This is a genomic window from Rhodococcus sp. 11-3 (assembly GCF_023704055.1).
Taxonomy (GTDB): Bacteria; Actinomycetota; Actinomycetes; order Mycobacteriales; family Mycobacteriaceae; genus Rhodococcus; species Rhodococcus aetherivorans.
Genome location: NZ_CP080406.1, coordinates 3,094,471 through 3,116,372 on the forward strand (window position 1 = coordinate 3,094,471; position 21,902 = coordinate 3,116,372).

Annotated in this window: 16 protein-coding genes; 5 read left to right on the forward strand and 11 right to left on the reverse strand. The window is 71.7% G+C overall.

What is annotated here, in order from left to right; translation table 11 throughout:
- The first annotated feature begins 88 nt into the window (after window positions 1-88).
- Window positions 89-658, forward strand: coding sequence for a transposase (locus KZJ41_RS14755; RefSeq protein WP_251549247.1), 570 nt, complete (start codon window positions 89-91; stop codon window positions 656-658).
- A gap of 447 nt (window positions 659-1,105) precedes the next feature.
- On the opposite strand, the gene KZJ41_RS14760 is transcribed toward KZJ41_RS14755, so the two are convergent.
- The gene (locus KZJ41_RS14760; protein WP_251549250.1) at window positions 1,106-1,291 is read right to left on the reverse strand and encodes a hypothetical protein; all 186 of its coding nucleotides are present in this window, start codon (window positions 1,289-1,291) and stop codon (window positions 1,106-1,108) included.
- 207 nt (window positions 1,292-1,498) lie between these two features.
- Between KZJ41_RS14760 and KZJ41_RS14765 the strand changes: the two genes are divergently transcribed.
- Window positions 1,499-2,143, forward strand: coding sequence for a hypothetical protein (locus tag KZJ41_RS14765; protein WP_251549252.1), 645 nt, complete (start codon window positions 1,499-1,501; stop codon window positions 2,141-2,143).
- 719 nt (window positions 2,144-2,862) lie between these two features.
- Here KZJ41_RS14765 and KZJ41_RS14770 read toward each other — a convergent pair.
- The 5 genes from KZJ41_RS14770 to KZJ41_RS14790 all read right to left on the reverse strand — a co-directional run bounded on the left by KZJ41_RS14770 (window position 2,863) and on the right by KZJ41_RS14790 (window position 12,166).
- A complete protein-coding gene (locus KZJ41_RS14770) occupies window positions 2,863-7,014 on the reverse strand; it encodes a TIGR02680 family protein (protein ID WP_251549254.1) in 4,152 nt (1,383 codons plus the stop codon).
- Window positions 7,011-8,381 (reverse strand): DUF2398 family protein, encoded by a 1,371-nt coding sequence (locus KZJ41_RS14775; protein WP_029543726.1) that lies wholly within the window; start codon window positions 8,379-8,381, stop codon window positions 7,011-7,013. Before KZJ41_RS14775 ends, KZJ41_RS14770 begins: the two co-directional genes overlap by 4 nt.
- Entirely contained in the window at window positions 8,378-9,844 is a 1,467-nt protein-coding gene (locus KZJ41_RS14780) for a TIGR02677 family protein (protein WP_006939368.1), read from the reverse strand. Before KZJ41_RS14780 ends, KZJ41_RS14775 begins: the two co-directional genes overlap by 4 nt.
- A gap of 183 nt (window positions 9,845-10,027) precedes the next feature.
- Window positions 10,028-11,065 (reverse strand): hypothetical protein, encoded by a 1,038-nt coding sequence (locus tag KZJ41_RS14785; RefSeq protein WP_232334189.1) that lies wholly within the window; start codon window positions 11,063-11,065, stop codon window positions 10,028-10,030.
- Window positions 11,066-11,560: 495 nt separating this feature from the next.
- Entirely contained in the window at window positions 11,561-12,166 is a 606-nt protein-coding gene (locus KZJ41_RS14790) for a helix-turn-helix domain-containing protein (RefSeq protein WP_065922553.1), read from the reverse strand.
- Window positions 12,167-12,246: 80 nt separating this feature from the next.
- On the opposite strand from KZJ41_RS14790, the gene KZJ41_RS14795 reads away from it, so the two are divergent.
- A complete protein-coding gene (locus tag KZJ41_RS14795; RefSeq protein ID WP_251549256.1) occupies window positions 12,247-13,266 on the forward strand; it encodes an NAD(P)/FAD-dependent oxidoreductase in 1,020 nt (339 codons plus the stop codon).
- Between the two features lie 224 nt (window positions 13,267-13,490).
- Window positions 13,491-14,549, forward strand: a complete 1,059-nt coding sequence (locus KZJ41_RS14800; RefSeq protein WP_202917443.1) for a tyrosine-type recombinase/integrase — start codon at window positions 13,491-13,493, stop codon at window positions 14,547-14,549.
- 6 nt (window positions 14,550-14,555) lie between these two features.
- Here the strand turns inward: KZJ41_RS14800 and KZJ41_RS14805 are convergent, their stop codons facing one another.
- On the reverse strand, window positions 14,556-15,641 hold the full coding sequence (locus KZJ41_RS14805; protein ID WP_029543732.1) for a hypothetical protein: 1,086 nt from the start codon (window positions 15,639-15,641) through the stop codon (window positions 14,556-14,558).
- A gap of 365 nt (window positions 15,642-16,006) precedes the next feature.
- Here KZJ41_RS14805 and KZJ41_RS14810 point away from each other — a divergent pair, with 365 nt between their 5' ends.
- Window positions 16,007-16,903, forward strand: coding sequence for a DUF4436 family protein (locus tag KZJ41_RS14810; RefSeq protein WP_251549257.1), 897 nt, complete (start codon window positions 16,007-16,009; stop codon window positions 16,901-16,903).
- Here the strand turns inward: KZJ41_RS14810 and KZJ41_RS14815 are convergent.
- The 4 genes from KZJ41_RS14815 to KZJ41_RS14830 all read right to left on the reverse strand — a co-directional run bounded on the left by KZJ41_RS14815 (window position 16,890) and on the right by KZJ41_RS14830 (window position 21,852).
- Complete coding sequence (locus tag KZJ41_RS14815) at window positions 16,890-17,225, reverse strand: Rieske (2Fe-2S) protein (RefSeq protein ID WP_006931155.1); 336 nt, start codon at window positions 17,223-17,225, stop codon at window positions 16,890-16,892. The two genes, KZJ41_RS14810 and KZJ41_RS14815, sit on opposite strands and share 14 nt — an antisense overlap.
- The gene (gene nirB, locus KZJ41_RS14820) at window positions 17,222-19,732 is read right to left on the reverse strand and encodes a nitrite reductase large subunit NirB (protein WP_050035254.1); all 2,511 of its coding nucleotides are present in this window, start codon (window positions 19,730-19,732) and stop codon (window positions 17,222-17,224) included. The genes KZJ41_RS14815 and nirB overlap by 4 nt, the downstream gene beginning before the upstream one ends.
- Before the next feature lie 90 nt (window positions 19,733-19,822).
- A complete protein-coding gene (locus tag KZJ41_RS14825) occupies window positions 19,823-20,962 on the reverse strand; it encodes an MFS transporter (protein WP_251549258.1) in 1,140 nt (379 codons plus the stop codon).
- Complete coding sequence (locus KZJ41_RS14830; RefSeq protein ID WP_043801863.1) at window positions 20,959-21,852, reverse strand: PAC2 family protein; 894 nt, start codon at window positions 21,850-21,852, stop codon at window positions 20,959-20,961. The genes KZJ41_RS14825 and KZJ41_RS14830 overlap by 4 nt, the downstream gene beginning before the upstream one ends.
- Between the last annotated feature and the right edge of the window lie 50 nt (window positions 21,853-21,902).

Here is a 21,902-nt window from a genome sequence, read left to right on the forward strand (position 1 = left end):
GTGTGCACATCTCGTCGCGACACGCCGAGGCGTAACGACGGGATGTGCACACTCGACTCTCTACCACCACGCGTTCCTGCTCACGCGGATGCTGGGCCGGATCGATGCGATCGACGCCGACATCGCCGCGGTCGACGAACAGATCGAGGCGCAGCTGGCCCCTTTCGCGCAGGCGGCGGCGCAACTGGATGAGATCCCGGGGATCGGGCCGGTGGCCGCCGCGATCATTCTCGCCGAAATCGGGGTGGACATGTCGCGGTTCCCGACCGCCGGGCACTTGTGCTCCTGGGCGAAGTTCTCTCCCGGTGTCCACTCCTCCGCGGGTAAGTCCAAGGGCAACGGTTCGACCGGGCACGGCAACCGCTACCTTGCCCGGGTTCTCGGGGAGGCCGCCGTGATTGCGGGCCGCACCGACACGTTTCTCGGTGCCAGGTATCGGCGGATCGCCAGACGACGAGGGAAGAAGCGAGCCATCGTCGCTGGCGGGCGTTCGATCCTGATCATTGTCTGGCATCTGCTCTCCGACGAGAACGCAGCCTTTGCCGATCTCGGTGCCGATCACTTCACCCGCCACCTCGACCCGGACAGACAGAAACGCAGTCACATTCGTCAACTCGAAGCCCTCGGGTACTCCGTCACCTTGACACCGGCCGCCTGACCCGCACCACGACACGCCCGCTTCCGCTCCGCTCGGCCGGGAGCTGGCACGTGTTCGCACCCGTGCGCAAGTCACCTCATTTTCGGATTAGGTGGAAGTTTCGGCCGCGGCGGACGCAGTTCCTGCCAGGTCGGGATCCACGCCGCCGCCGAGCGGGCGGGATCTTGTAGTCGATGGCGTTCGAGTGCCGCGCGCACGAGCGCGTCGATGCCGTGGACGTCGACCGCGTGCGCGATCATCGAGGCCTTCTCCGCGGTCAGGGTGTCGAACCGTGCTACGAGGCCGGCCCGGCGGCACGCCACGGCAGTTGCTCGATCTGCGGATGATGCTGCCGATGCGCCGTCTTCGCGGTGCGGGCTGGAAGCGTCGAGCGCGACGCAGCAGGTTCATTTCTTGGTTCAAGGGCGGTTCGGGTGACAGGGGTGTCACCCCGTGGCTGCTCAGCTGTCACCCCGTCGGGTGCACATTTGTCGCCCCGTGCGTGGGAGCGGGGCGACGATGTGTCGCCCGGCGCATCGTCAGGTTGTAACAGGTGGGGCGACGGTCCTCGCGAGCGATGGTGATGGCGACGCGCTGCTGGTCGCCGCGGGAGATGAGACCGAGCTGGGCGAGGGCGGCGAGGCAGCGTTGCACCTGCCGCCTCTGATGGCTTGACGCGGTCGTGCTAGTTGGATGCAGCGACTGCACTGGAGCGGTCTACGCGGTTGTCTGGTCAGCATCATGTAGTTTGCGGTGAACTGCATGCGTGTTCGACGGAGTTCGGAGGTCAATATGGTCCGTGCGCGCCGAGCAGGGGTCCATTTGCATACCGGTGCTCCCGCGAGCAAAGTACGTACGCCCGTGTGGGGTGTCCGAGACATCAAGAGTGCCGTCGTCGATCCGGATGCACCTCGAAAAAGTGCACCGCGAGCGCGGCCCGCGAAGTGCAGTTGGTGCGGTTCACCGAACGCTGTTACCGGATCCGATCCCAAACGTTGCAAACGTTGTGTCAAGCACGAACGCACCATCGTTACAGCGGAGAAGTATCTGGCCTCCAAGGGGCTGCGTCCGCTCAGTGGTTCCTTCGCTTCGGACAGCCCGGAAGAGGAACAGCACCGCAGATCCGCTGCGAAGGCACGTACCGCGCTCAACAATGTGCGTCGGCAACCGTCGAAGAAGAAGTCCGGCAAGAGCGCTGAGAAGTCTCGTTCAAGTCAACCCGAGGCCATGCGTACCGCCAAGGTGCCGGCGACCACCGGCACGACACCCAAGAAGAAGCCGACGAGGAAAACGAAGACTACGGGGAATGCGGTGATACCCGATCCGACGGACGACCGACGACTTCTCGCATCGGTGCAGTTGCGCGTTCGAGACGAAAAGAAGCAAGGCTACGACCAAACGGCGAGCGGTCGAGCGCGCCTTGCCGAACTCCGCGAAATGGAACGCAGATTGCAGCGCCGTCTTGCGAACCGAGGTGACAATTCCGGTGTGACGTATCGACACTGAGCAATGCACAAGAGTGCCGGCCGTCGTCGCTGTGTACCGCTGCCGTCAAGTGTTCTTCCTGGTCATCCGCGATACACGACGTCGCGCCGCACAACCGGTACATCTTGGCTTCATGTTCGGCGATCGACACTGGTCGATCTTTCCGGGGAGAGCGGTGCCACTGGTTCCGTCAGCGGCCCCTGCCCACCGAGCGCGTTACTCGCGGCCCTTGGGCGCCGGTGGATCGGTCCTGCACGACCGGCAGGACGAATTCTCGAGAGTCCGGTGCGGCCCGTATTCTGTCTTCGGAAACCATTGTGTCCCAATGTGTCCGAGACGATCACACGCCTGTCACCGGGCATCCCGGTGAGTGCGGACAGGCGTGTCAATGCGTACCGACCGGGCAGCTCTTCGGTGTGCCCGTCGCCTTTGATTCGAGAGCGTGCAGCGCCGGCGCCCGGTAGCGACAAAATTCTCCGAATCCGGCCCGGTGCTCCTCCGGTATCTGCCGCAGTCGGGAGCCCCGACTTGGGTGTCGGCGGGCCACCGGTCCGCGACGCGACACAACGTCACCGGCAAAATCCGACCACAGCGGAACATTCAAAAAAAGCCGAAAACGAGGCCACTTCCCTGGCTGAACCGCTCACGCAGCCCAGAGACAGGACCCGCCGCCCGGCGTATCCGAGCAGAGGTGGATACACCGACTCCCGCATCGATCCGGTAGGGGAGCGCCCGCACCCCTACGCGAACTCGAGCGCCCCCTCCACCGGCACCGGCACCCGCCGCGTGCCCGGCGACCCCAGCGCCGCCGCCAGATTCGACCCGTCGTGCTCGGCGAGCAACCCGCCCTCCGACCACACCAGCAGCGTCGCCCCGACCGTGTGCTCGGCCACCGAATGCGCCAGATCGTAGTGCGCACACGCCGGCACCCCGGCATACGTGATCCACAGGTCGTAGCCCGTCATGAACAGATCCAGGTCGAACTGCACGCTCAACCCGAGCAGCTCCGCCCGGCCGTTGTCGTCCACCCCGGCGAACGCCTCGTCCAGCGCCAGCAGCCGCGGCGCCTGCGGATCCGCCGAATCCAGCATCACATGCGCCGCCGCGAACAACGGCAGATGCAGCGACACCGACTGCTCACCCCCCGACAACGCCGAATGCCGCGCCACCGTCAGCCGATCCTCCGCGCCGTCCGCCCCGATCAACCCGAACGCGAACACCCGCCACCGCCGGTAATCCAGCGTCGTCGCCAGGATCTCCGGATACGACCGCTCCGGATGCGCCGCCCGTTCCGCCCGGATCCGCGCCGCGAAATGCGCCCGCACCCGCGCCAGCTCCTCCGGCCCCAGCGCCGACACCTCCCGGTCCAGCAGCCGGCACACCGCCCGTGCCTGATCGTCGAGATGATCGGCCGGCACCCACCGCACGCCCACCGTCGTACCCGACGACATGCGCCGCTGCCGCATCTCCGCCCCCATCCGGGCGATCAGCTCCCGCGCGTCCTCGGTGCGCTCGTGGATCTGCTGCGCCAGCCCCGCCAGCAGCGCATCCTCGAGGATGCGCCGCTCCGCGTCGGTCAACAGCAGCTCCTGCTCCCGCCGCGCCGCCCCGATCCGCACCGCGAACTCCGCCACCGACGAGAACCCCTGCTCGTCCTGCACCCGCACCACCGTCAACCCCTCCGGCGCATCCCACTGCAGCCGATAGTCCTGACCGGCCGCGGCGAGCTGACCGTCGAACTCCTGCAACGCCGCCGTCAACGCCGACCGGGCCGCCTTGCGGGCTCCGTCCCCGCCCTTGACCGTCGCCGTCGCCGCCGCCAGCGCCGCGTACAGCGCCCCCACCGCCGCGGGCACCGCAGGCACGTCCCCGCCCGCCCGGGCGAGCCGGTCCACCACCTGCTCCGGCGCCGGCCACGCCGCCGCCGACGGCCACCGCAGCTCCTCCGAGATTCCCAGCAGCGACAGCACGTCCGGCCGCGCATACGGCGCCAGCTGTGCGGCGTCGGCCCGCGTCTCGGTCAGCGCCGACCGCAGCGCCTGCTCCGCCGCGACGTGCGCCGCCTCCGCCTTCCCGAGCCGCTCGACCGCGTCGTCGTGCGCGCGGCGCGCGGCGCGCTGCTCCACCCGCGCCGCCTCGATCCGCTCGCGCGCCTGCGCGAGCTGCGCGTCGATCTGCTGCGCGTCGGCACCCAACGCCTCGCGCAGCGTCCCCAGCCGCTGCTGTTGCTGCCCCAGCGACTCCTCGGCCGTCACCGCCCGCTCGGCGGACTCCTCCGCCGCCAGCCGGGCGTCGTCGCGCCGCACCTGCGCCTCCCGCGCCCGCTCGGCCGCGGCGACGTGCTCACGCCGGGCGCGCAGCACCGCCTGGCCCTGCGACTCGAAGAACCGGATCGCCGCCGCCAGATGCTCGAGCTCGCGGGCCGTGTGCGGCGCCCGGTGCCGGGCCGCGACCGAGCGCACCCGCTGCTCCTTCACGGCGCACTCGGCGATCACCTGATCGAGGTCCCGGTCCGCCGCGGCCGCCGCCTCCCCGGCAGTGCGCAGCGCACCCGCGCACTCGCTGACCTTCCGCAGCGCCGCCAGCACCGCGCCGGTGCGCGGCACCGCCGCCGCGGCCCGCTCCAGCTGCGCGAGCCGTCCGTCGAGCTCCGCCCGCTCCGCCTCCGCGCCCGCCATCCGGTTCTGCGCCGCGGCGATCTCCGCGTCGAGCTCGGTCACCCGCAGGCGACGGCGACGGGCCCGCGCGGTGGCCCCGATGTACTCGACCTCCGCCTTCGTGTGCCGACCCAGCTGCACCCCCTGGCGGTAGCCGCCCCGCTCGTCGACGGCCGGGCCGGTCTCGTCCGTCACCGCATCCCGCACCGCGACGGACGCCAGCACCGCCCGCACCCGCTCGGCCGGCACCCCGGTGTCCGGCTCCACCACCAGCACGTCGGCCAACGTCCGGCCGGTGGGGCGCTGCGCCGGCGGCACCGGCATCAGCGCGACCGCCCCCGCGGGCACGTCCCCCGCACCGCCGCACACCCAGCCCGTCAGCAGGTTCGCCGCCTCCAGCGCGGCCTCGAGTCCCGCGGCCGCCTCCGCGCTCACGTCGTCCGCGAACCGCACCAGCCGCCACAGCGGCGCCCCCGACGGGTCCGACGACCCGGTCGGCCGCATCGGGAACGACGGGGGAGCGTCGTCGCGCTCGGCCTCGACCAGGTCCCGTTCGGCCCGCAACACCGCGATCCGCTCCCGCGCGTGCGTGATCTCCGCCTCCAGGCCGCGGCCGCGGAACCGCAACTCCTCGACCACCGGGGCCGTGCGCTCGGCCAGCGCCGCCGCCGGCGTCGCGGCCTCGTCGTCGCCGGCCGCCGCGATCGCCGCGGCCAGCGCCTCGACCAGCTCCTCCGGCAGGCCGAGCACCGACCACGTGTCCCGGTGACCGACCCACCACTCCCGCAACAGGTTCGACGCCTCCGCGCGGGCCAGCTCCACCACCGCGTCCGCCGTGGCCACCGCCGCCCGGGCCGACTCGAGCTGCGCCCGGCCCCGCTCGGCGGTCGTCTCGGCCCGCACCCGCGCCGCCGCCGCGCCCTCCGCGGCCGCCACCGCCGCCCGCACCGCCCGCACATCCGCGGCCCGCTCCTCCGCACACGCCGCCACCGTCGCCGCGATCTGCTCGCCCGGCGCGTCCTCGGCCGGCGGCGCCCACTCCACACCCGCATCCCGCGCCGCCGCGGCGAGTGCGTCCTCGGCGCGGCCCACCGCGGCCGCCGCGTCCGTCGCCGCGGCCGCGGCCCGCCGCGCCTCCTCGTCGCGCTGCGCCAGCTCCGCCCTCGCGCGCTGCGCCTGCTCCGCCTGCCCGGCCGTGGTGCGCTCGAGGTCCGCCACCACCTGCGCCAGATCGTCGAGCTGCTGCTTGCCCTCGTACGCGCTCGACCGCTGCAGCGCCTCGAGAGTCGCCCGGGCCTGCTCGAGGTCCCGCTCCGCGAGCTCGAGCCGCTCGTGGGCCTGCGCCCGCTCCGCGCCGGCCCGGTCGAACGCCGTCATCGACGCCGTCCACTCCGCACTCCCGCCCTCGACCGCCGCCAACCGCGCCCCGAGCCGGTCGACGTCGGCGCGGGCCTGCTGACCCAGGTAGGTCGCATACACCGCGACGAACCGCTGCGCCGCCTCGTCCGCCGCCGCCAGCGACTCCAGCGCGCGCGAGACCTCCTCCATGTCGGCGAACGACCGCGCCGCCTCGAGCACCAGCTGCTCGTCCAGCGGCCGCAACCCGTCGGTCAGCGCCTGCGACAACCCCTTCGGGTCCAGGTTCTTGGCCAGCTGCGGCCGGCGCAGCGTCAGGATCAGGTTGATCAGCTGGTCGTACCGCTCGATCCCGAGCCCGAACAACCGCGCATCGATCGCCGCCCGGTAGTCCACCGGCCGGTCCGTGACCGCGTCGGCCCCGACCTCCTCGATCAGCTGCCGTCGCGTCAGCGGGCGATCGGCCGCATCCAGCAGCGAGAAGTCCACACCGACCCGGCCGTCGACGACGAAATACCACCGCGTGACCTTGTCGTTGCCGCGCGCCGCCCGCATCCCGACCCCCACGGTCACCGCCTCCGGATCGTCCCGGCGGCCGCGGCAGAACTCCATCCACACATACGAATACGCGCTGTCCTGCCCCTGGTACAGCAGGTTGGACCGCATCGTGCGCTCCTCGCCGGCGAACGGGTTCAGCCGCCGCGGCTCGATACGCCCGTCGAACACGAACGGGAACAGCACCTCGAGCGCCTTGGTCTTGCCCGACCCGTTGGGCCCGCGCAGCACCAGCCGGCCGTCCGCGAACGAGAACTCCTGGTCCCGGTAGTCCCACAGATTGATGATCCCGGCACGTGTCGGCCGGAAACGGGCACTGCTCACGACATCTCCGCTTCGTTCGAATCCTCACCGGCCGGCGCGAGGCGCGGGTCGCGTTCGCGCACCGTCACCACCACTCCCCGGAACCGGGCCAGCGCCGGCAACGCCAGCACCCCGCCCGGCACCCGTGCCACCAACCGTTGCCGCTGCAACAACGTCACCGCCGCCTCCAGCAGGCCCGCCGGGTCGGCCTGCCACTGCGCGGCGAAGGTACGGCCGAACTCGTCGACCAGCTTCGCCGCCGTCTCCGCCAGCCAGCTGTCCTCGACCAGCGGATGCGTCGGCGCCGGCTGCTGCGCCGGTGTCGTGTCCGCCGGCCCGGCGCCGGCATCACCGGCCAGCGACGCGAACACCCCGGCCGCCGGAATCGCCGCGTCCAGTCCCGCCTCGAGTTCCGCCTCCGCATCCGCCGGCCTCGGCAACCGCACCGGTACCGACTCCGGATCCGACACCCGCGCACAGATCTCCCCGGCCAGCAACAACGCCACCTGCGGAACCGTTCCCACCCCCGGGAACCGCAGATCCGACATCCGCCCCGACGAATCGACCAGCGCGACGCCCTCCGCGCGCCGCTCGGCCACCAGCCCCGTCAGCAGCTCGATCCCCGCGGTCGTCCGTGGCAGCGCCAGCTGCAGCCGCGCGTCGTCGTCGAGTTCCTCGGCGTACACCACCGGTCGCTGCACCAGCGCCCGCCGTACCCGCCGTGCCACCTCGGCGGTGTCCGCGATCCGGTCCCCGTCGCGGCCGTCACCGGCGGCGAGCAGGCCCCGCACCGAGCGCAGGTGCTGTAGCGCGCGCGGCGGCCGGAACAGCGCCGCCACCACGGGCCGGTCGATGTCGTAGAGCGCCTCACCCCGGTCCGGATCCGACACCCAGCCGCCGGCGTCGCCGTCCGCCAGCGTTATCGCCCCCCGCGCGGCGAGCCACGCCACCGCGTCGACGAACGCGTCCCGGTCGGTCGCACGCTCGGTGGCCAGCTCCACCCCGGGCACCTGGCCGGCCTCGGACGCGACCTGCTCGGCCAGTTCCGACAGCGTGATCTGCCCGCCGGCGCGTCCCAGCGCCGCCAGCGCCAGCGCCAGGTAGGCGTACCGGCGACGGTCGAAGGGCCGGTCGGTGACCGTGCGCGCGCCGCCCCCGGGATCGAGCCGGTCCGCGACGGTGAACAACCGCGCGGTCGTCTCGGTCACCTCCAGCCGGTATCCGAACAACTCGAGCAGGTCCTCCCGCAGCTCCGTCGCCCACCGGCGCAGCAGCGGCAGCGCGGCCCGGTCCGGGTACTGCGCGGTCACCAGATGGTGCGACAGGATCAGGCGCGCCGCCCGCTGGTACGAATCCCGGTCGAGCGGCGAGATCCGCCGGGCCCTCACTGCACGCTCACCCGCAGCCCGTCCAGATGCAGCCGGCCCCGCGCCGTGCGTACCACCGTGCCCTCCGCGGCCGGGCTCAACGTCAGCCGCACCCCGTTCTGCGTGCCCGTCGCCCCCGGCACGGTGCCGCTGACCGGAACGCGCGCCGACAGTGCCGCGTCGAGCAGGCTCAACAGCACCTCGGTCTCCGGCTCGGACAACTCCCGCTCGTCCACGCCGCCCGCCGCCAGGGATCGCGCCGCCTCGGCCCGCGCCCGCTGCGCCGCCAGCTGCCGCTCCCGCAACCGCCGGATCCCGGATTCGTTGCGCTGCACCCGCGCCGGCGCCCCCGCCGACGGGGTGCGCCCGGTCTCGGCCAGCGTCCGGGCGATCGGGACGGGTGCCGCTTCCCACCACGACGTCGTCACCGGGATCGTCTCCGGGTCGGGATGCACGGCGGAGAAGTGACGCGGGCGGCCCAGGTCGAACACCGCTCCGAACAGCGCGTGCGCCGACTCCTCGCTCGGCGCGGCCGCGAACCAGCCGGCCAGGTGCCGCAGCTGCGACTCGCGGCTCACCCCGCCGCGCCGGGTCTCCGTCACCCGGCGCAGCAGCGCCAGCACCGCCGCGATCGCGCTCATCGTGCCCTCCCGCAACCGCTCCGACTCGCTCGGCACGTCCCCGGCGCCGACGAACCACCGCTCGAGGCCGCGCCATCGGGCTCGCCAGTCCGCCTGCCGTTCGGGTGCGGGCAGCAGCACCCGCTCGTCGTGCGCGGCGGCGAACCCCAGCATGCGGTCGATCCCCGTCTCCTGCACCCGTGCCAGCGCGGCCGCCAGCTTCGGTGCGTAGCGGGCCAGGTCCGTGCTGAACTCGCGCATGTGCGCCAGCACCGCATCCTTGTGCGCCAGGAACGACTCGGGCGTGACCTCGGTGGTGCGCACCAGGTCACCGAGCATCAGATAGAACCCCGCGGCCCGCTCGGCCATGTCCGACAACGTCGTGTCCAGCCGCGACAGCTTGCGATAGATGAGCTCTCCGTCCCCGGCCGCGTTCGCGGCCGCCAGCTCGGTCAGGTCGGCCAGCAGATCCGCCAGCGCGAGACGCGACAGCGACGCGTCCTCGCCGCGCGCCCGCAGCACATCCTCCACGGCCCGGAAGGCGTGATAACCGGCCCGGCCGAACTGATACACGTAGTGCCGGTTGCGGTACTCGGCCAGCGACGCCGCCCGGGTGCCGTCGTAGCTGCGCTCGAGCACACCCCAGGCGTGCAGCTGCTCGAGCAGCGGTGCGACGTCCTGGGCCGACAGCGCCGCCGCCGGATCCGCCGAGCCGGTCCGCTCGAGGATCGCCGCGACCTCGGCGGCGTGCAGCAGCACCACGTAGTTGGCGCGGGCGAGGTCGAAAGCACGCAGCACCCAGAGGTATTCGGCCCGCTTCTCGGCCGTCGCGAACGAGAACAACCGGAGCCGGTCGTGCTGCACCCCGGCCCCCGGATCGGTGGGCCCGGCGGGCGGCTGCGTTTCGTTCACCGTGACAGGGTAGGCGGGGGCGGCCCTCGTGCCGCGCAACCCCCGGTGCCGTGCGCGCCACACCCGGGCGGAGGTGCAGCCCGTGCCCCTCATGGGCGTCCGGCCGCCGCCGGGGTCGGGGATCCCGCCGCCCGGTCAGCTCTCGGCCGGCGCCGTCTGCGTCGTGTCCGCCTCGTGGCGGGACTCGGCCGCTGCGGCGCGCGCCGCGGTGAGGTCGACCCGTAGCCGATCCCGCTCGCCGCGCAGGTCGATGATCTCGGCCCGAAGTTCGTCGCCCCGGTCGCGGGCCGCGGTCTCGGCGGCCTGGGCGGCCGCCGCCGCGATGCGGGCCTCTTCCAGGGCGCCGCGCAGCTTCTCGACGCGGGCGCGTTCCGCGGTGAGATCGGTGTCGAGCCGGGCGGTGGCCGCGGCGGCCGTGGCTGCCTCTTTCTCCGCGGCGGCGCGGGTGTGCACCAGATCGTCACGCAGGGCCGCGAGTTCCGATTCGAGCCGGGCGAGCTGCTGTTGCTGGGTGGTGACGGTCGACCGGTACTCGGCGAGCTCCGCGGCGTGCGCGGCCGCGGTGGCATCGATGCGTTCCTGCCAGGTGCGCAGGGTGTCCGCGTGCTCCTGGGCCGCTCGCGTCGACTCGTCGCGATGTGCGGTCTCCAGTTCCCGGATCCGGGTGTCGTGCGCCGCGTGGGCGTCCGCCAGCTCCCGGTCGACGGCCTCGACGGCGGCCTCCGCGTTGTCGCGGTCCTCGGTCGCCTGGGCGAGTTGCTCGCGCAGGCGGGCGATCCTGGCCTCCGCGTCCGCCTTCACCTTCGCCAGTTCCGTGGTGGCCCGGTTCATCTGCGCCTCGAGCGCGTCCGGGTCGGTGAGCTTGTCGACGGCGGCGGTGATCTGCGCGGCGACGGCGCTGTACTGCTCGAGCGTCGTCGCGCTCAGGGTGCGAAGTGCGGCGACGGCGGACGCCAGGTTGGTGGCTGCTTCGGCCGGGCCCGGGGGAGTGGTCGGCTCGGCCAGCGAGGCCGCCTCCCTCTTCTGTCGTTCCCGTTCCCGGTAGGCCCGGACCCGGTCGGCGGCGGACGCGTACTTCCGCGGTCGTCCCGGCTTCGGGCGCTCGTCGGGTAGGGATTCGCCGGTGCTCGCTTCGCTCACGTAGTCCTCGTCTCGGGCAGTGGTTGCAGCCATATCTATCAGGTGGGGGAAGGGGCCGAAACACGGTTACGGAATCGGATCCATACGGAATAGATTAATTTACCGAATACTCCATCCCAGTCGCTTCTCGAGCGAAACCATCCGCCACACCCACAAGGAGAGGGGGCGTTCCGCCCGGGCCTTCGCGGGCCCGATATCGGACTCCGGAGTGTTCATCCGGGTTATCCGTACGTATCACGAAATGAAAATAATTATGAAATGAAATGAATTAAATATAGTAATGCCAGTTCAAGAGGTTAGTGAGGCGATGCGAAACTCGAAACGTTACGAGCAATCGGTCCAATCGTTGCTCGGGAGAGGCAGAGGTACGCACATATGCATGGGTTGGCTTGATCGTCATAACTCCCCCTTATGGTGAGTCAGGGGTGCGGGGGGTTCGAAAAGTGGGGAGGGTGCCGCGACGGACTCGGCGGTGGCCCGTCGGCCCTTCCTGGCCCACCGCCGGGGCGGGGCGCACCGGGTGCCCGGCTACGGATCAGTCTGGTGCGGAACGATTTTCGAGGCCGGTCGGGCACGAAGGTGCGCCCGTTCGCCCTGCTTGCCGAACAGGCTGTGGAACTCGACCGGTTCGGCATCGGCGGCGCCGAACCAATGCGGCACGCGAGTGTCGAACTCGGCCGCCTCCCCGGGCACGAGAACCAGGTCGTCCTCACCCAGGACGAGTCGCAGCCGTCCGTTGAGGACGTAGAGCCACTCGTAGCCCTCAGGGGTCTGGCGATCCGGTTCCCCGCGGCCGCTGTCGGCGGGGATCACCAGCTTGTACGCCTGGATGCCGCCGGCGCGCCGGGTGAGCGGCACCATGGTCATGCCGTGACGAGTGATCGGACGCAGATGAATGCGCGGGTCGCCGGTCGGTGGGGCGCCCACCAGCTCGTCGAGCATCACCCCGTGCACGCGGGCCAGGGGCAGCAACAGTTCGCGCGTCGGTCGGCGGGTGCCGGACTCGAGTCGGGACAGGGTGCTCACTGAAATGCCCGTCGCTGCCGAGAGATCGGCCAACGTGGTCTCGCGTTTGCGCGGCAGCGCGCGAAGCCGGGGCCCGACCGTCTCGAGCGCTCGGTCGAGGTCGTCCATGCCCCACGCTTTGCCATATCGGCAAACAACGTTGCGGGTTCTTCCCGTCGGCTCGCATAGTCGTCGTGGAGGTGATCGAGATGAGCGATCTGCTCGGAAACAAATACGACGTGGTGGTGATCGGCGGCGGGGCTGCCGGGCTGAATGCGGGGCTGATGCTCGCCCGGGCGCGGCGGTCGGTGGTCGTCATCGATGCGGGCGCCCCACGCAACGCTCCGGCTGCGGGCGTGCACGGATTGTTGGCCCGGGACGGGATCCCGCCGGCCGAACTGCTCGGCCGCGGCCGAGACGAGGTCCGCGGCTACGGCGGTGACGTGGTGCACGCGGACGTGACCGCCGTGACCCGCCGCGAGAGCGGGTTCGAGGTGACCCTGTCCGACGGCCGGGTGACCCGCGCCCGCCGGCTGCTGGTGACCACCGGGCTGGTCGACGAGCTTCCCGACGTGCCCGGGCTGCGGGCGCGCTGGGGGCGAGATGTGCTGCACTGCCCGTACTGCCACGGCTGGGAGGTCCGCGACCGGGCCATCGGTGTGCTGGCGAGCGGACCCATGTCGGTGCACCAGGCCCTGCTGTTCCGGCAGTGGAGCGCCGACGTCACATTCTTCACCCACATCGCGCCGGCGCCTGCCGCCGAGCAGGCGGAGCAGCTGGTCGCCCGTGGCGTCTGGGTGGTCGACGGCGAGGTGACCGCCGTGGAGATCGTCGACGACCGCCTCACCGGGGTACGGCTGAGCAACGGCGGGACGATCGCCCGGGAGGCGCTGGTGGTCGCACCGCGGATGGTGGCGCGCGCCGGTTTCCTCGCGGCGCTCGGCCTGCGGGCCGTGGAGCACCCGGCCGGGGTCGGAGAGCACATCCCCGCGGATGCAACCGCCCGCACCGACGTCCCCGGAGTGTGGGTGGCGGGAAACGTCACCGATCCGGCCGCCCAGGTCGGCGCGGCCGCAGCGGCGGGCGCGGCCGCCGCTGCCCAGATCAACGCCGACCTGGTCGCCGAGGAGACCCGCCGGGCGGTCGACGCCTACCGGGAACGGTTCCCGGCCCGGTCGCAAGCGCGCGTGCCCGAACCCGCGGAGGGTGACCCCCGCTGCGGCGTGTGAACCGCAACGGACCGGTCCCTCGCGCGGCGCGCCCGAGCCGGGCGCGCCGCGCTGATCGGCGTCGCCGAGGCGGGGTTTCCGGCCGAGGCGCGTATCGTCCGTTCCGCGAAGGCGGTCGACTCGGCATGAGGAGTGGTGTCACCGTGACGAATCAGTTGCCGGGCAACGCGTCCCTCGAGGCGTCGATCTCCACGCCGGTACTTCCCGCCGGGGTGGAGGAGGCGATGCGCCGACTCCGAGCCAAGGCCGCGTCGGACAACACCCGAGCGGCCTTGACCAGCGACTGGAGCAAGTTCGCCCGGTGGTGCGACGCCGTGGGCCACGTGCCGCTACCGGCGCCACCCGAACTCGTGGGCTGGTACCTGACCGAGAAGGCGGGCGAGCTTCGACCCGACGGGCGCTGGGCCTACGCCCCGTCGACCCTCGCGCGGTGGGTCGCGACGATCAACAAGGTGCACGCCCTCGCGGGCCTGCCGAAACCGGGACACCACGAGGCGGTGCGCGACGTGGTGCGCGGCATCCGGCGGACCCGTGCGACGCCCCCGGCACGCCGCACCCCACTGCTCACCGACGACATCCGTGCGATCGTCGGAGCGATGCGCGCCGGCGCCACCGAGTGGCCGGACCGCGTAGCCGAGCGCCGCGACTCCGCCCTGCTGCTGCTCGGACTGGCCGGCGCGATGCGGCGGTCGGAGCTGTCCGCCCTCACCACCTCCGACGTCGTCGCCCATCGGTCCGACGGGCTGTACGTGACGATCCGCCGATCGAAGGCGGACCGCGACGCGCGCGGACGCACCGTCACGCTTCCGTACGGCCGCGATCCGCGGACCTGTCCGGTGTGCGCCTACCGGCGCTGGCGCGAGGTGCTCGACGTGTGGGACGCGGACGGTGGGGCGGCGGTCCGGGAGCTGTTGACCGACGATCGTGCCGCCGGCGACGAGCACTGCTGCCGCGGTGTGGCGCCGGGGGAGGGGCGTGCCGAGCGGCCCCTGTTCCGCACGATCCACCGCACCGGTGCCGTCGGGAGCGGTGCCCTGAGCGGGCAGTCGGTGCACTCGATGATCCAGCGGCGGGCGCGGCAGGCCGGGTTCGCCGCCGAGGTGGTCGCCACGCTCGGCGGGCACAGCCTGCGCGCCGGGTTCGTCACCCAAGCCGTCCGCAACGGAGCCACGACTCAGACGATCATGACGCAGACGGGGCATTCCGACGAGCGGATGGTGGCGCTCTACAGCCGCCAGCACGCCGGACTCGTCGGCAATGCCGTCACCACGCTGGGCCTCTGACCGCGGTCAGGTGCGACCGACGGGTCGGCGCCAGGCGCTCTGGTCGGCGGTGAGCGCCGCCAGTAGGTGTTCGGCGGCGTTCAGGTTGCGGAACGGTCCGGCCAGCAGGTCTGCATAGACCTGGGACGGTGCCGCGAAGCGCAGGCCGTCGCGCCGCTGCATCCGCTCGAACACCACCGACGACCACGGCGTGGCCACCACGACGTCGGCTCCGCGATCGACGGGGCGCAGACCGAGTGCCTGGGCGAACGCATCCGGGTCGTCGGCGTACACCTCGAGAAGATCGGCGGCCGCGTAGTCGGTGGCGCCGAGGCCGGTGATCGCATAGCTCAGGTCGAGCGGTTCGGAGAGATCGGCCCGTACGGTGCCGACGCCGTCCGGTGCGGCGAACCCCCTTGTGGTACAGGGTTTGCGGTCCGCTGCCCAGGCTCGCAGCATCTTCTCCCAGTGCACCATGGTGATCGGACCGCGCGGAATGCGGCGGATCAGCTCCCGCTCCCCGAGTACCTCGACGACACGGTAGGTGGCGCCGGTGGAGGCGCCCGACAGCCGGATCAGTTCCGGCACCGACATCTCGCCGGTGAAGTCGGCAAGTGCCCGGACGACTCGCTCGGACGGTTCACCGGTGAGCACGCCCGACGGACGGCCGGGCCCGCGCCACGGGTCGGCGTCGGCGCCCCGGTTGCGCACCCAGATCGCCGGCCGGGACGCGACGAGCGTGAGATTTCCGGTCGCGTCGGAGTACGAGATGCCGTGCTGGTCGAGCTGGCGCCGCACCGGATCGGAAAGGTAGTGCGCGCACACGAATCCCCGGTCGGACTCGGACAGTTCGGCGGCGATGCGCGCGACGTCCCCGCTGAGCACTCCGCGGGACGCGATGACGGCGTACGACACCGACTCGCCGTCGGGTGCGGTCACGAGGATGCGCTCGGGGGCGGCAGGGGAGCGGGGGCGGTCGGACGTGGCAGTCCAGCCCAGGGGCAGACACGCTTCCACCACGGCGATCGAGCGACGGTAGATGTCGATGGGGCGCTCCGGGCGGGGCCCCAGCGCGCTGTCGACCGGTTCTGTGGGCTGGGCGGATGCTGTCATGTCTTCACAATAGGTAATCGGTACGACACGGAAGCTCTTCAATTCACGAACACACCGCCATCCGGCCGACCAGGCCAGGAGAGGAGACCGCGACACGCACCCCACCACGACATCTTGATCCGGAGGGCAACCCGATTCGATCGGGGGAGACGGAACGGCGGAACGGACGCGTGAGGAGAGGGTAGGGCCGCCGGCTGGGGTGAGTCGAGGGTTCCTGCTCTCGACTGGCGCTTTGTAGTATCCATATTCTGAGTCTGACGGAAATAAAACAAATACCGAAATCACCCTCACTTCACAACAAAACCGCACCCAAATACGCCAAGAACAAACGAGTCGGCAGCGGCCCAGCGGGCTACAGTCCGGGAATGCCTGCGCCACGTCCGAATCGCCCGTCTCGCCGGACTCTGCTGGTGTCGCTCGCGGTGGCGGTGACGACCGCATACCTGGGCGTACTCATCCTGTTCGGGGTGAGCACGCACGAGTCGCGGGAATGGCGGCCGGTGGACGTCGATGCCGACTCGGTGCTCGTGGTGGTGACGATGAAGTCGCTGCAGCCGACGGTCGACCGGGTGCATGCGGAGGTCACCATCTATCCCGGGGACTCGTTTCTCGATGCGAACGGGGCCACGCTCGCCGTGCCGCTGAGTGTGTTGCTCGTGCCGGCCGTCTCACAGTCGGAGTTGTTCTTCCCGGCCCATTCCGTGCCCGTCGGCTACCCGGTGGAACTGCTTGCGCGCGGCCAGGCGATCCGCTGGCCGTTCGACACCTTCGATGTCACGCCGGTCGTCGTGGAGGCCGATGTGGGGGAGGGGTCGGAGCGAGAACCGGTGCCATCGGACGTGTTGATCGACGGCCGCATCGACGGGTGGGCGATCGACCAGGGGACCGTCGTCGCCGCTCCGGAGCTCGGCTTTCCCGATGGCGTCGACGGCACCGAGGTGGTGTTCACGCGCACCGGAGGCACTCTCGTGTACGCGGCGATCCTGCTGCTGATGATGGTTGTCCTCGCGGTCCTGGCCGCGTTCGTCGCGGTACAGACGTTCCGGCGGCGCCGCGCGGTGGAGACCGACATGCTGGCGTGGATGGCGGCGATGCTGTTCGCGGTGGTGCCGCTGCGGGGCATCCTGCCGGGCTCACCGCCGATCGGGTCGTGGGTCGACGTGGCGGTGACCATGTGGGTGGTCACCGCCCTCGTCGCGGCTCTGACGCTGTACGTGTTCTGCTGGTGGCGCGACAGCCACCCCTCGCTCACCCGACGGTGACGACGATCCGCCCGTCGTGCACGCGCGCCGGGTAGGTGCGGACCGGGTCGATGCCGGGCGCGGTGCATCGGCCGGTGTCGAACACGAACGCGTACTGGTGCAGGGGGCATACGACGAGGTCGTCGTCGATCTGTCCGTCGGCGAGCGGTCCGCCCCGGTGCGGGCACACCGCGTCCAGGGCTCGGACGGCGCCGTCGCCGAGCAGGAACACGGCGATCTGCCGTCCGCCCACCGTGTACGTGCGGCCTTCGCCCGGGGTCAGGTCGGTCAACGCGCCGACCGCGTACTCCATTGCGGTGGTCCGGCTTTCGGTCGTGGTCATCGGACCGGCACCTGCGGCAGCGGGAGCAACGGCAGCGCGGGGCTGAACTGCGCCGGCGACTTCGGGGTGGTCCGTTCGAGCCAGGGGTCCCGGTATCCCGCCACGGCCGTGGCGACGCGTTCGTCGAGTCCGGTCACGATGTCCTCCTCGTCTCGGACCAGCAGTGCCTGGAGCCGGTCGATGCCGATGCGGGGCACGAAGTCGTAGGTCCGTTCGAGCCACTTGGCGTTCTCGCGGTAGTGCTGGATGAACCGGCCGGCGAGGGCGAGGACTTCTTCGCCGGAGCCGACGGTGGCGAGCAGGTCGCCCTTGCGGACGTGGGCGCCGGCGGCGCCGCCGACGTAGATCTCCCAGCGGCCGTCGCCGACCGCGACGACGCCGAAGTCCTTGCACAGCGCCTCCGAGCAGTTGCGGGGGCATCCGGCCACGGCGAGTTTCAGCTTGGCGGGTGTCTCGAGCCCCTGGAAGCGCTCCTCGAGCGCGATGCCGAGGGCGGTCGAGTCGCCGAGACCGAACCGGCAGAAGTCGCTGCCGACACAGGTCTTGACGGTGCGGAAGCTCTTGCCGTAGGCGTATCCGGAGGGCATGTCCAGGTCGGCCCACACCTTGGGCAGGTCCTCCTTGCGGATGCCGAGCAGGTCGATGCGTTGGCCGCCGGTGACCTTGACCATGGGCACGCCGTACTTGTCGGCGACGTCGGCGATGCGGCGCAGCTGGTCCGGGGTGGTGACCCCGCCCTTCATCTGCGGCACCACGGAGAAGGTGCCGTCGCGCTGGATGTTGGCATGGACACGGTCGTTGATGAACAGCGCACCCCGTTCGTCGACCCAGTCGGGGCCCCACACGGTACGCAGCAGCGACGCGAGCGGCATCTTGGCAGTGGCATCCTCGCGACCGCCGGTGGCGAGTTCGGCGAAGACCTGGGAGACCGCGCGCAGGTCGCGGCGGCGGATCTCGGCGATCAGGTCCGGTTTGGCGAGCGGGATGCACGGCACGTACCAGTTCGCGGCGGGGTCCTCGGCGAGGGCGCCGCCGGCGGCGCAGGCGACGATGTCGGCGACCAGGCCCTTGCACGAGCCGCAGCCCTTCCCGGCGCGGGTGCGGGCGCACACCTGCACGAGGGTGTCGGCGCCGTCGTGGACGCACGCGACGATGTCGCCCTTGCTGACGCCGTTGCAGTTGCACACCTGGGTCTCGTCCGGCAGATCGGCGGCGACGTCGGCGCCCTGCGGGTCGCCGAGGTCGAACAGCAGCACCGCGCGGTCCGCCGGGATCTCGAGCTTGCCGTCGAAGGCCTGGGCGAGGGTGGCGGCCTTGCTCACGTCGCCGAGCAGCATCGCGCCGACCAGCCGGCCGTCGCGCACGACGATGCTCTTGTAGATGCCGCTGCGCGGATCGTAGAACTGGACGAACTCGTCGTCCTCGTGCTCGGGTTCCTTGACCCCCATCGAGGCGACGTCGATGCCGGCGACCTTGAGCTTGGTGCTGGTGCGGGATCCCTGGTAGGCGGCGTGCGCATTCGCACCGGTGAGGTGCTCGGCGAGGACGACCGCCTGCTCCCATACCGGGGCGACGAGGCCGTACACCTCGCCGCGGTGCTGGGCGCACTCGCCGACGGCGTAGATGCTCGACTCCTCTTCGCAGCGCATCTGGTCGTCGACGACGATGCCGCGTTCGACGACGATGCCGCCGGCACGGGCGAATTCGGTGTTGGGGCGGATGCCGGCGGTGACCACGACCATGTCGGTGTCGACGACGGTGCCGTCGGCGAACTGCACGCCGGTGACCCGGCTGTGGTCGTCGCGCAGGACGGCGGTGGTGCGGGTACCGGTGTGGACGGTGATGCCGAGCTTCTCGATCTCGGTGCGCAGCACCCGGCCGCCGCGTTCGTCGAGTTGCTGGTTCATCAGGTGGGTGGGCGAGTGCACCACGGTGACGGTCAGGCCCTGGGTGCGCAGCCCGTAGGCGGCTTCGAGGCCGAGCAGGCCGCCGCCGACGACGACGGCGCGGACGTCGTCGTGGGCGTCGGCCATCTGCAGCATGCCGTTGGTGTCGGCGAGGGTGCGGAAGCCGAAGACGCCGCGGCCGAGCCGGCCGTCGGGTTCGCGCAGGCCGTCCATGTTGGGGAAGAAGGTGTTCGACCCGGTCGCGACGACGAGCAGGTCATAGGGGACCTGCCGGCCGGATTCGCACGTGACGACCTTGCCGAACCGGTCGAGGTGGGTCGCGCGGTCGCCGGCGTGGAGTGTGACTCCGTTCTCCCGGTACCAGCTCATGGGGTTGAGGACGAGTTCGGCGTCGTCGACGTCGGCCTGGCCGGCCAGCACGTGGGAGAGCATGATCCGGTTGTAGTTGCCGTACGGCTCGTCGCCGATCATCGTGATCTCGAACTGGTCCCGGCCGCCGCGCGCGAGGATCTCCTCGACGGTGCGGGCGCCGGCCATGCCGTTGCCGACGACGAGCAGCCGTCGGCGCGGGCCGTAGGGGTGCGACGCGGTTGGGGTCATGCGTCCAGGGTTGCCGGGGGCGGTGACGGATCGGCGGCACCGGGGTTACGCGGCGGTCAGGAAGTGCTCACCGCCGCCGGGGTGGGGGTGTCAGCCGGGGGCGGTGTCGCGGCGTGGCATCGCCAGCGGGGCGACGACGGCGAGCACGAGGGCGGGCACGACGAAGCTCGCGACCGGCGCCGCGGCATAGAGCGGCGTCAGCGCCAGCGGGGCGACGGCGCCGCCGGAGAACCGGAAGGCCTGCACCACGGAGACGGCGCCGCCGCGGTTGCGGCCCCGGGCGCCGAGGACCGCGGCGTTGACACCGACGAGCACGCACTGCGAGGCGATGCCGGCGACGAACCAGGCGGCCGCGACCAGCCACAGCAGTCCGGCGGTGCCGGCGACGACGACGAGGGCGGCGCCGGCGAGTGCGCCGAGCAGGACGGTGCGGCGGGCGCCGATGCGGTCGATGAGGGTGCCGACGCGGCGGGCGGTGAGGATGCCGGCGACCCCGAATCCGGTCAGGAGCAGGCCCCGCTGGGTGGGGGCCAGGCCGAAGACGTCCTCGGCGCGGAAGGCGAGCAGGAAGTTCAGGCCGCCGAGGGCGCCCCAGCCGAGCAGTGCGACGACACCGATGCGCAACACGTCGGGGCGCAGCGCGTCGCGCAGCCGCGGCGGCGGCTCTCCGGTGGGGGCGGTCAGCTGTTCGGGCAGCCCGATCACGGCGAGGACGGCGGCGGCGGCGGCGATCACGACGAACGCCCACCGCCAGTCGACCTCGGCGGCCAGGCCCCCGACGAGCGGGGCCGAGGTCTGCCCGGCGGCCTGCATCGCCCCGAACAGGCCCAGGGCGCGGCCCAGCCGCGCCCGCGGCACGATCGCGGCGAGCGCGGCAAGCAGCAGCGGGGTGGTGAAGGCGTTGGCGACGCCCTGCAACGCGCGGGACGCGAGCAGCAGCCCGAGGGTGGGGGCGAGCGCGGACGCCAGCGACGCGCAGGTGTAGGCGATGTACGCCGTGCGGACGGTGCGGACCCGTCCCCACCGTGCCCCGAGGGTGCCGGAGACGAGCATGGTCAGCGCGAACGGCCCGAGGTACGCGGTGAGCGTGCTCGCGGCCGCGCCGGCGCTCACGCCGGTGGCCGCGCCGATCTCCGGCAGCACGGACGCCACGACTCCACCGCCGAAGGGTCCGAGGAATCCTCCGGCGTAGAGGGCGGCACGCTGCAGCGAGGCGCGTGCCGCGCTCACTGGGTGAAGCCGCCGGGGCCCCGTCGCCGCAGGTAGCGTTCGAATTCGGCGGCGAGGGCGTCGCCGTCGATCTTGGCGATGACCTCGGAGATGTCGGATTCGGCGTCGCCGCGTTCCTCGAGGGCCCGCACGTATTCGGCGATCTCCTCGTCGTCCTCCGTCATCGCGGTGACGGTCTGTTCCCACTCCTCGGCGAGGATCGGCAGTTCGCCGAGAGGCACCTCGAGGTCGAGGACGTCCTCGACACGGCGCAGCAGCGCGACGGTGGCCTTGGGGTTGGGGGGCTGCGACACGTAGTGGGGGACGGCGGCCCAGAACGACACGGCGGGCACGCCGGCGCGGACACACGCATCCTGCAGGACCCCGGCGATGCCGGTGGGGCCCTCGTACCGGGAACCTTCCAGGTTGAAGCGTTTGGCGGCGTCGGTGCTGTAGGCGGTGCCGGTGACGGGGACGGGCCGGGTGTGCGGGGTGTCGGCGAGCAGGGCGCCGAGGATGAGGACGGTGTGCACGCCGATCTCGTCGGCGAGCTCGATGATGGCGTCGCAGAAGCTGCGCCAGCGCATGTTGGGTTCGATGCCGCGCAGCAGCACCACGTCGCGGTCGCTGCCGGGGGGCGAGCACACCGACAGGCGGGTGGCGGGCCATTCGATCTCGCGGGTGACGCCGTCGACGAGACGCACCATGGGGCGGTTGACCTGGTAGTCGTAGTAGTCCTCGGAGTCCAGTTCGGCGAACGGTTCGGCGTCCCAGATGAGCTCGAGGTGTTCGACGGCGCCGCTGGCCGCGTCCCCGGCGTCGTTCCACCCTTCGAACGCGGCGACCAGCACCGGGTCACGCAGGGTCGGCACGTCCGGTTCCGGGGTCTCGGCGAACTCGCTTGCACTCACCTGTCCAGCCTACGGCGAGAGCCGGACGGGCCGCCCACTAGTCTGGAACG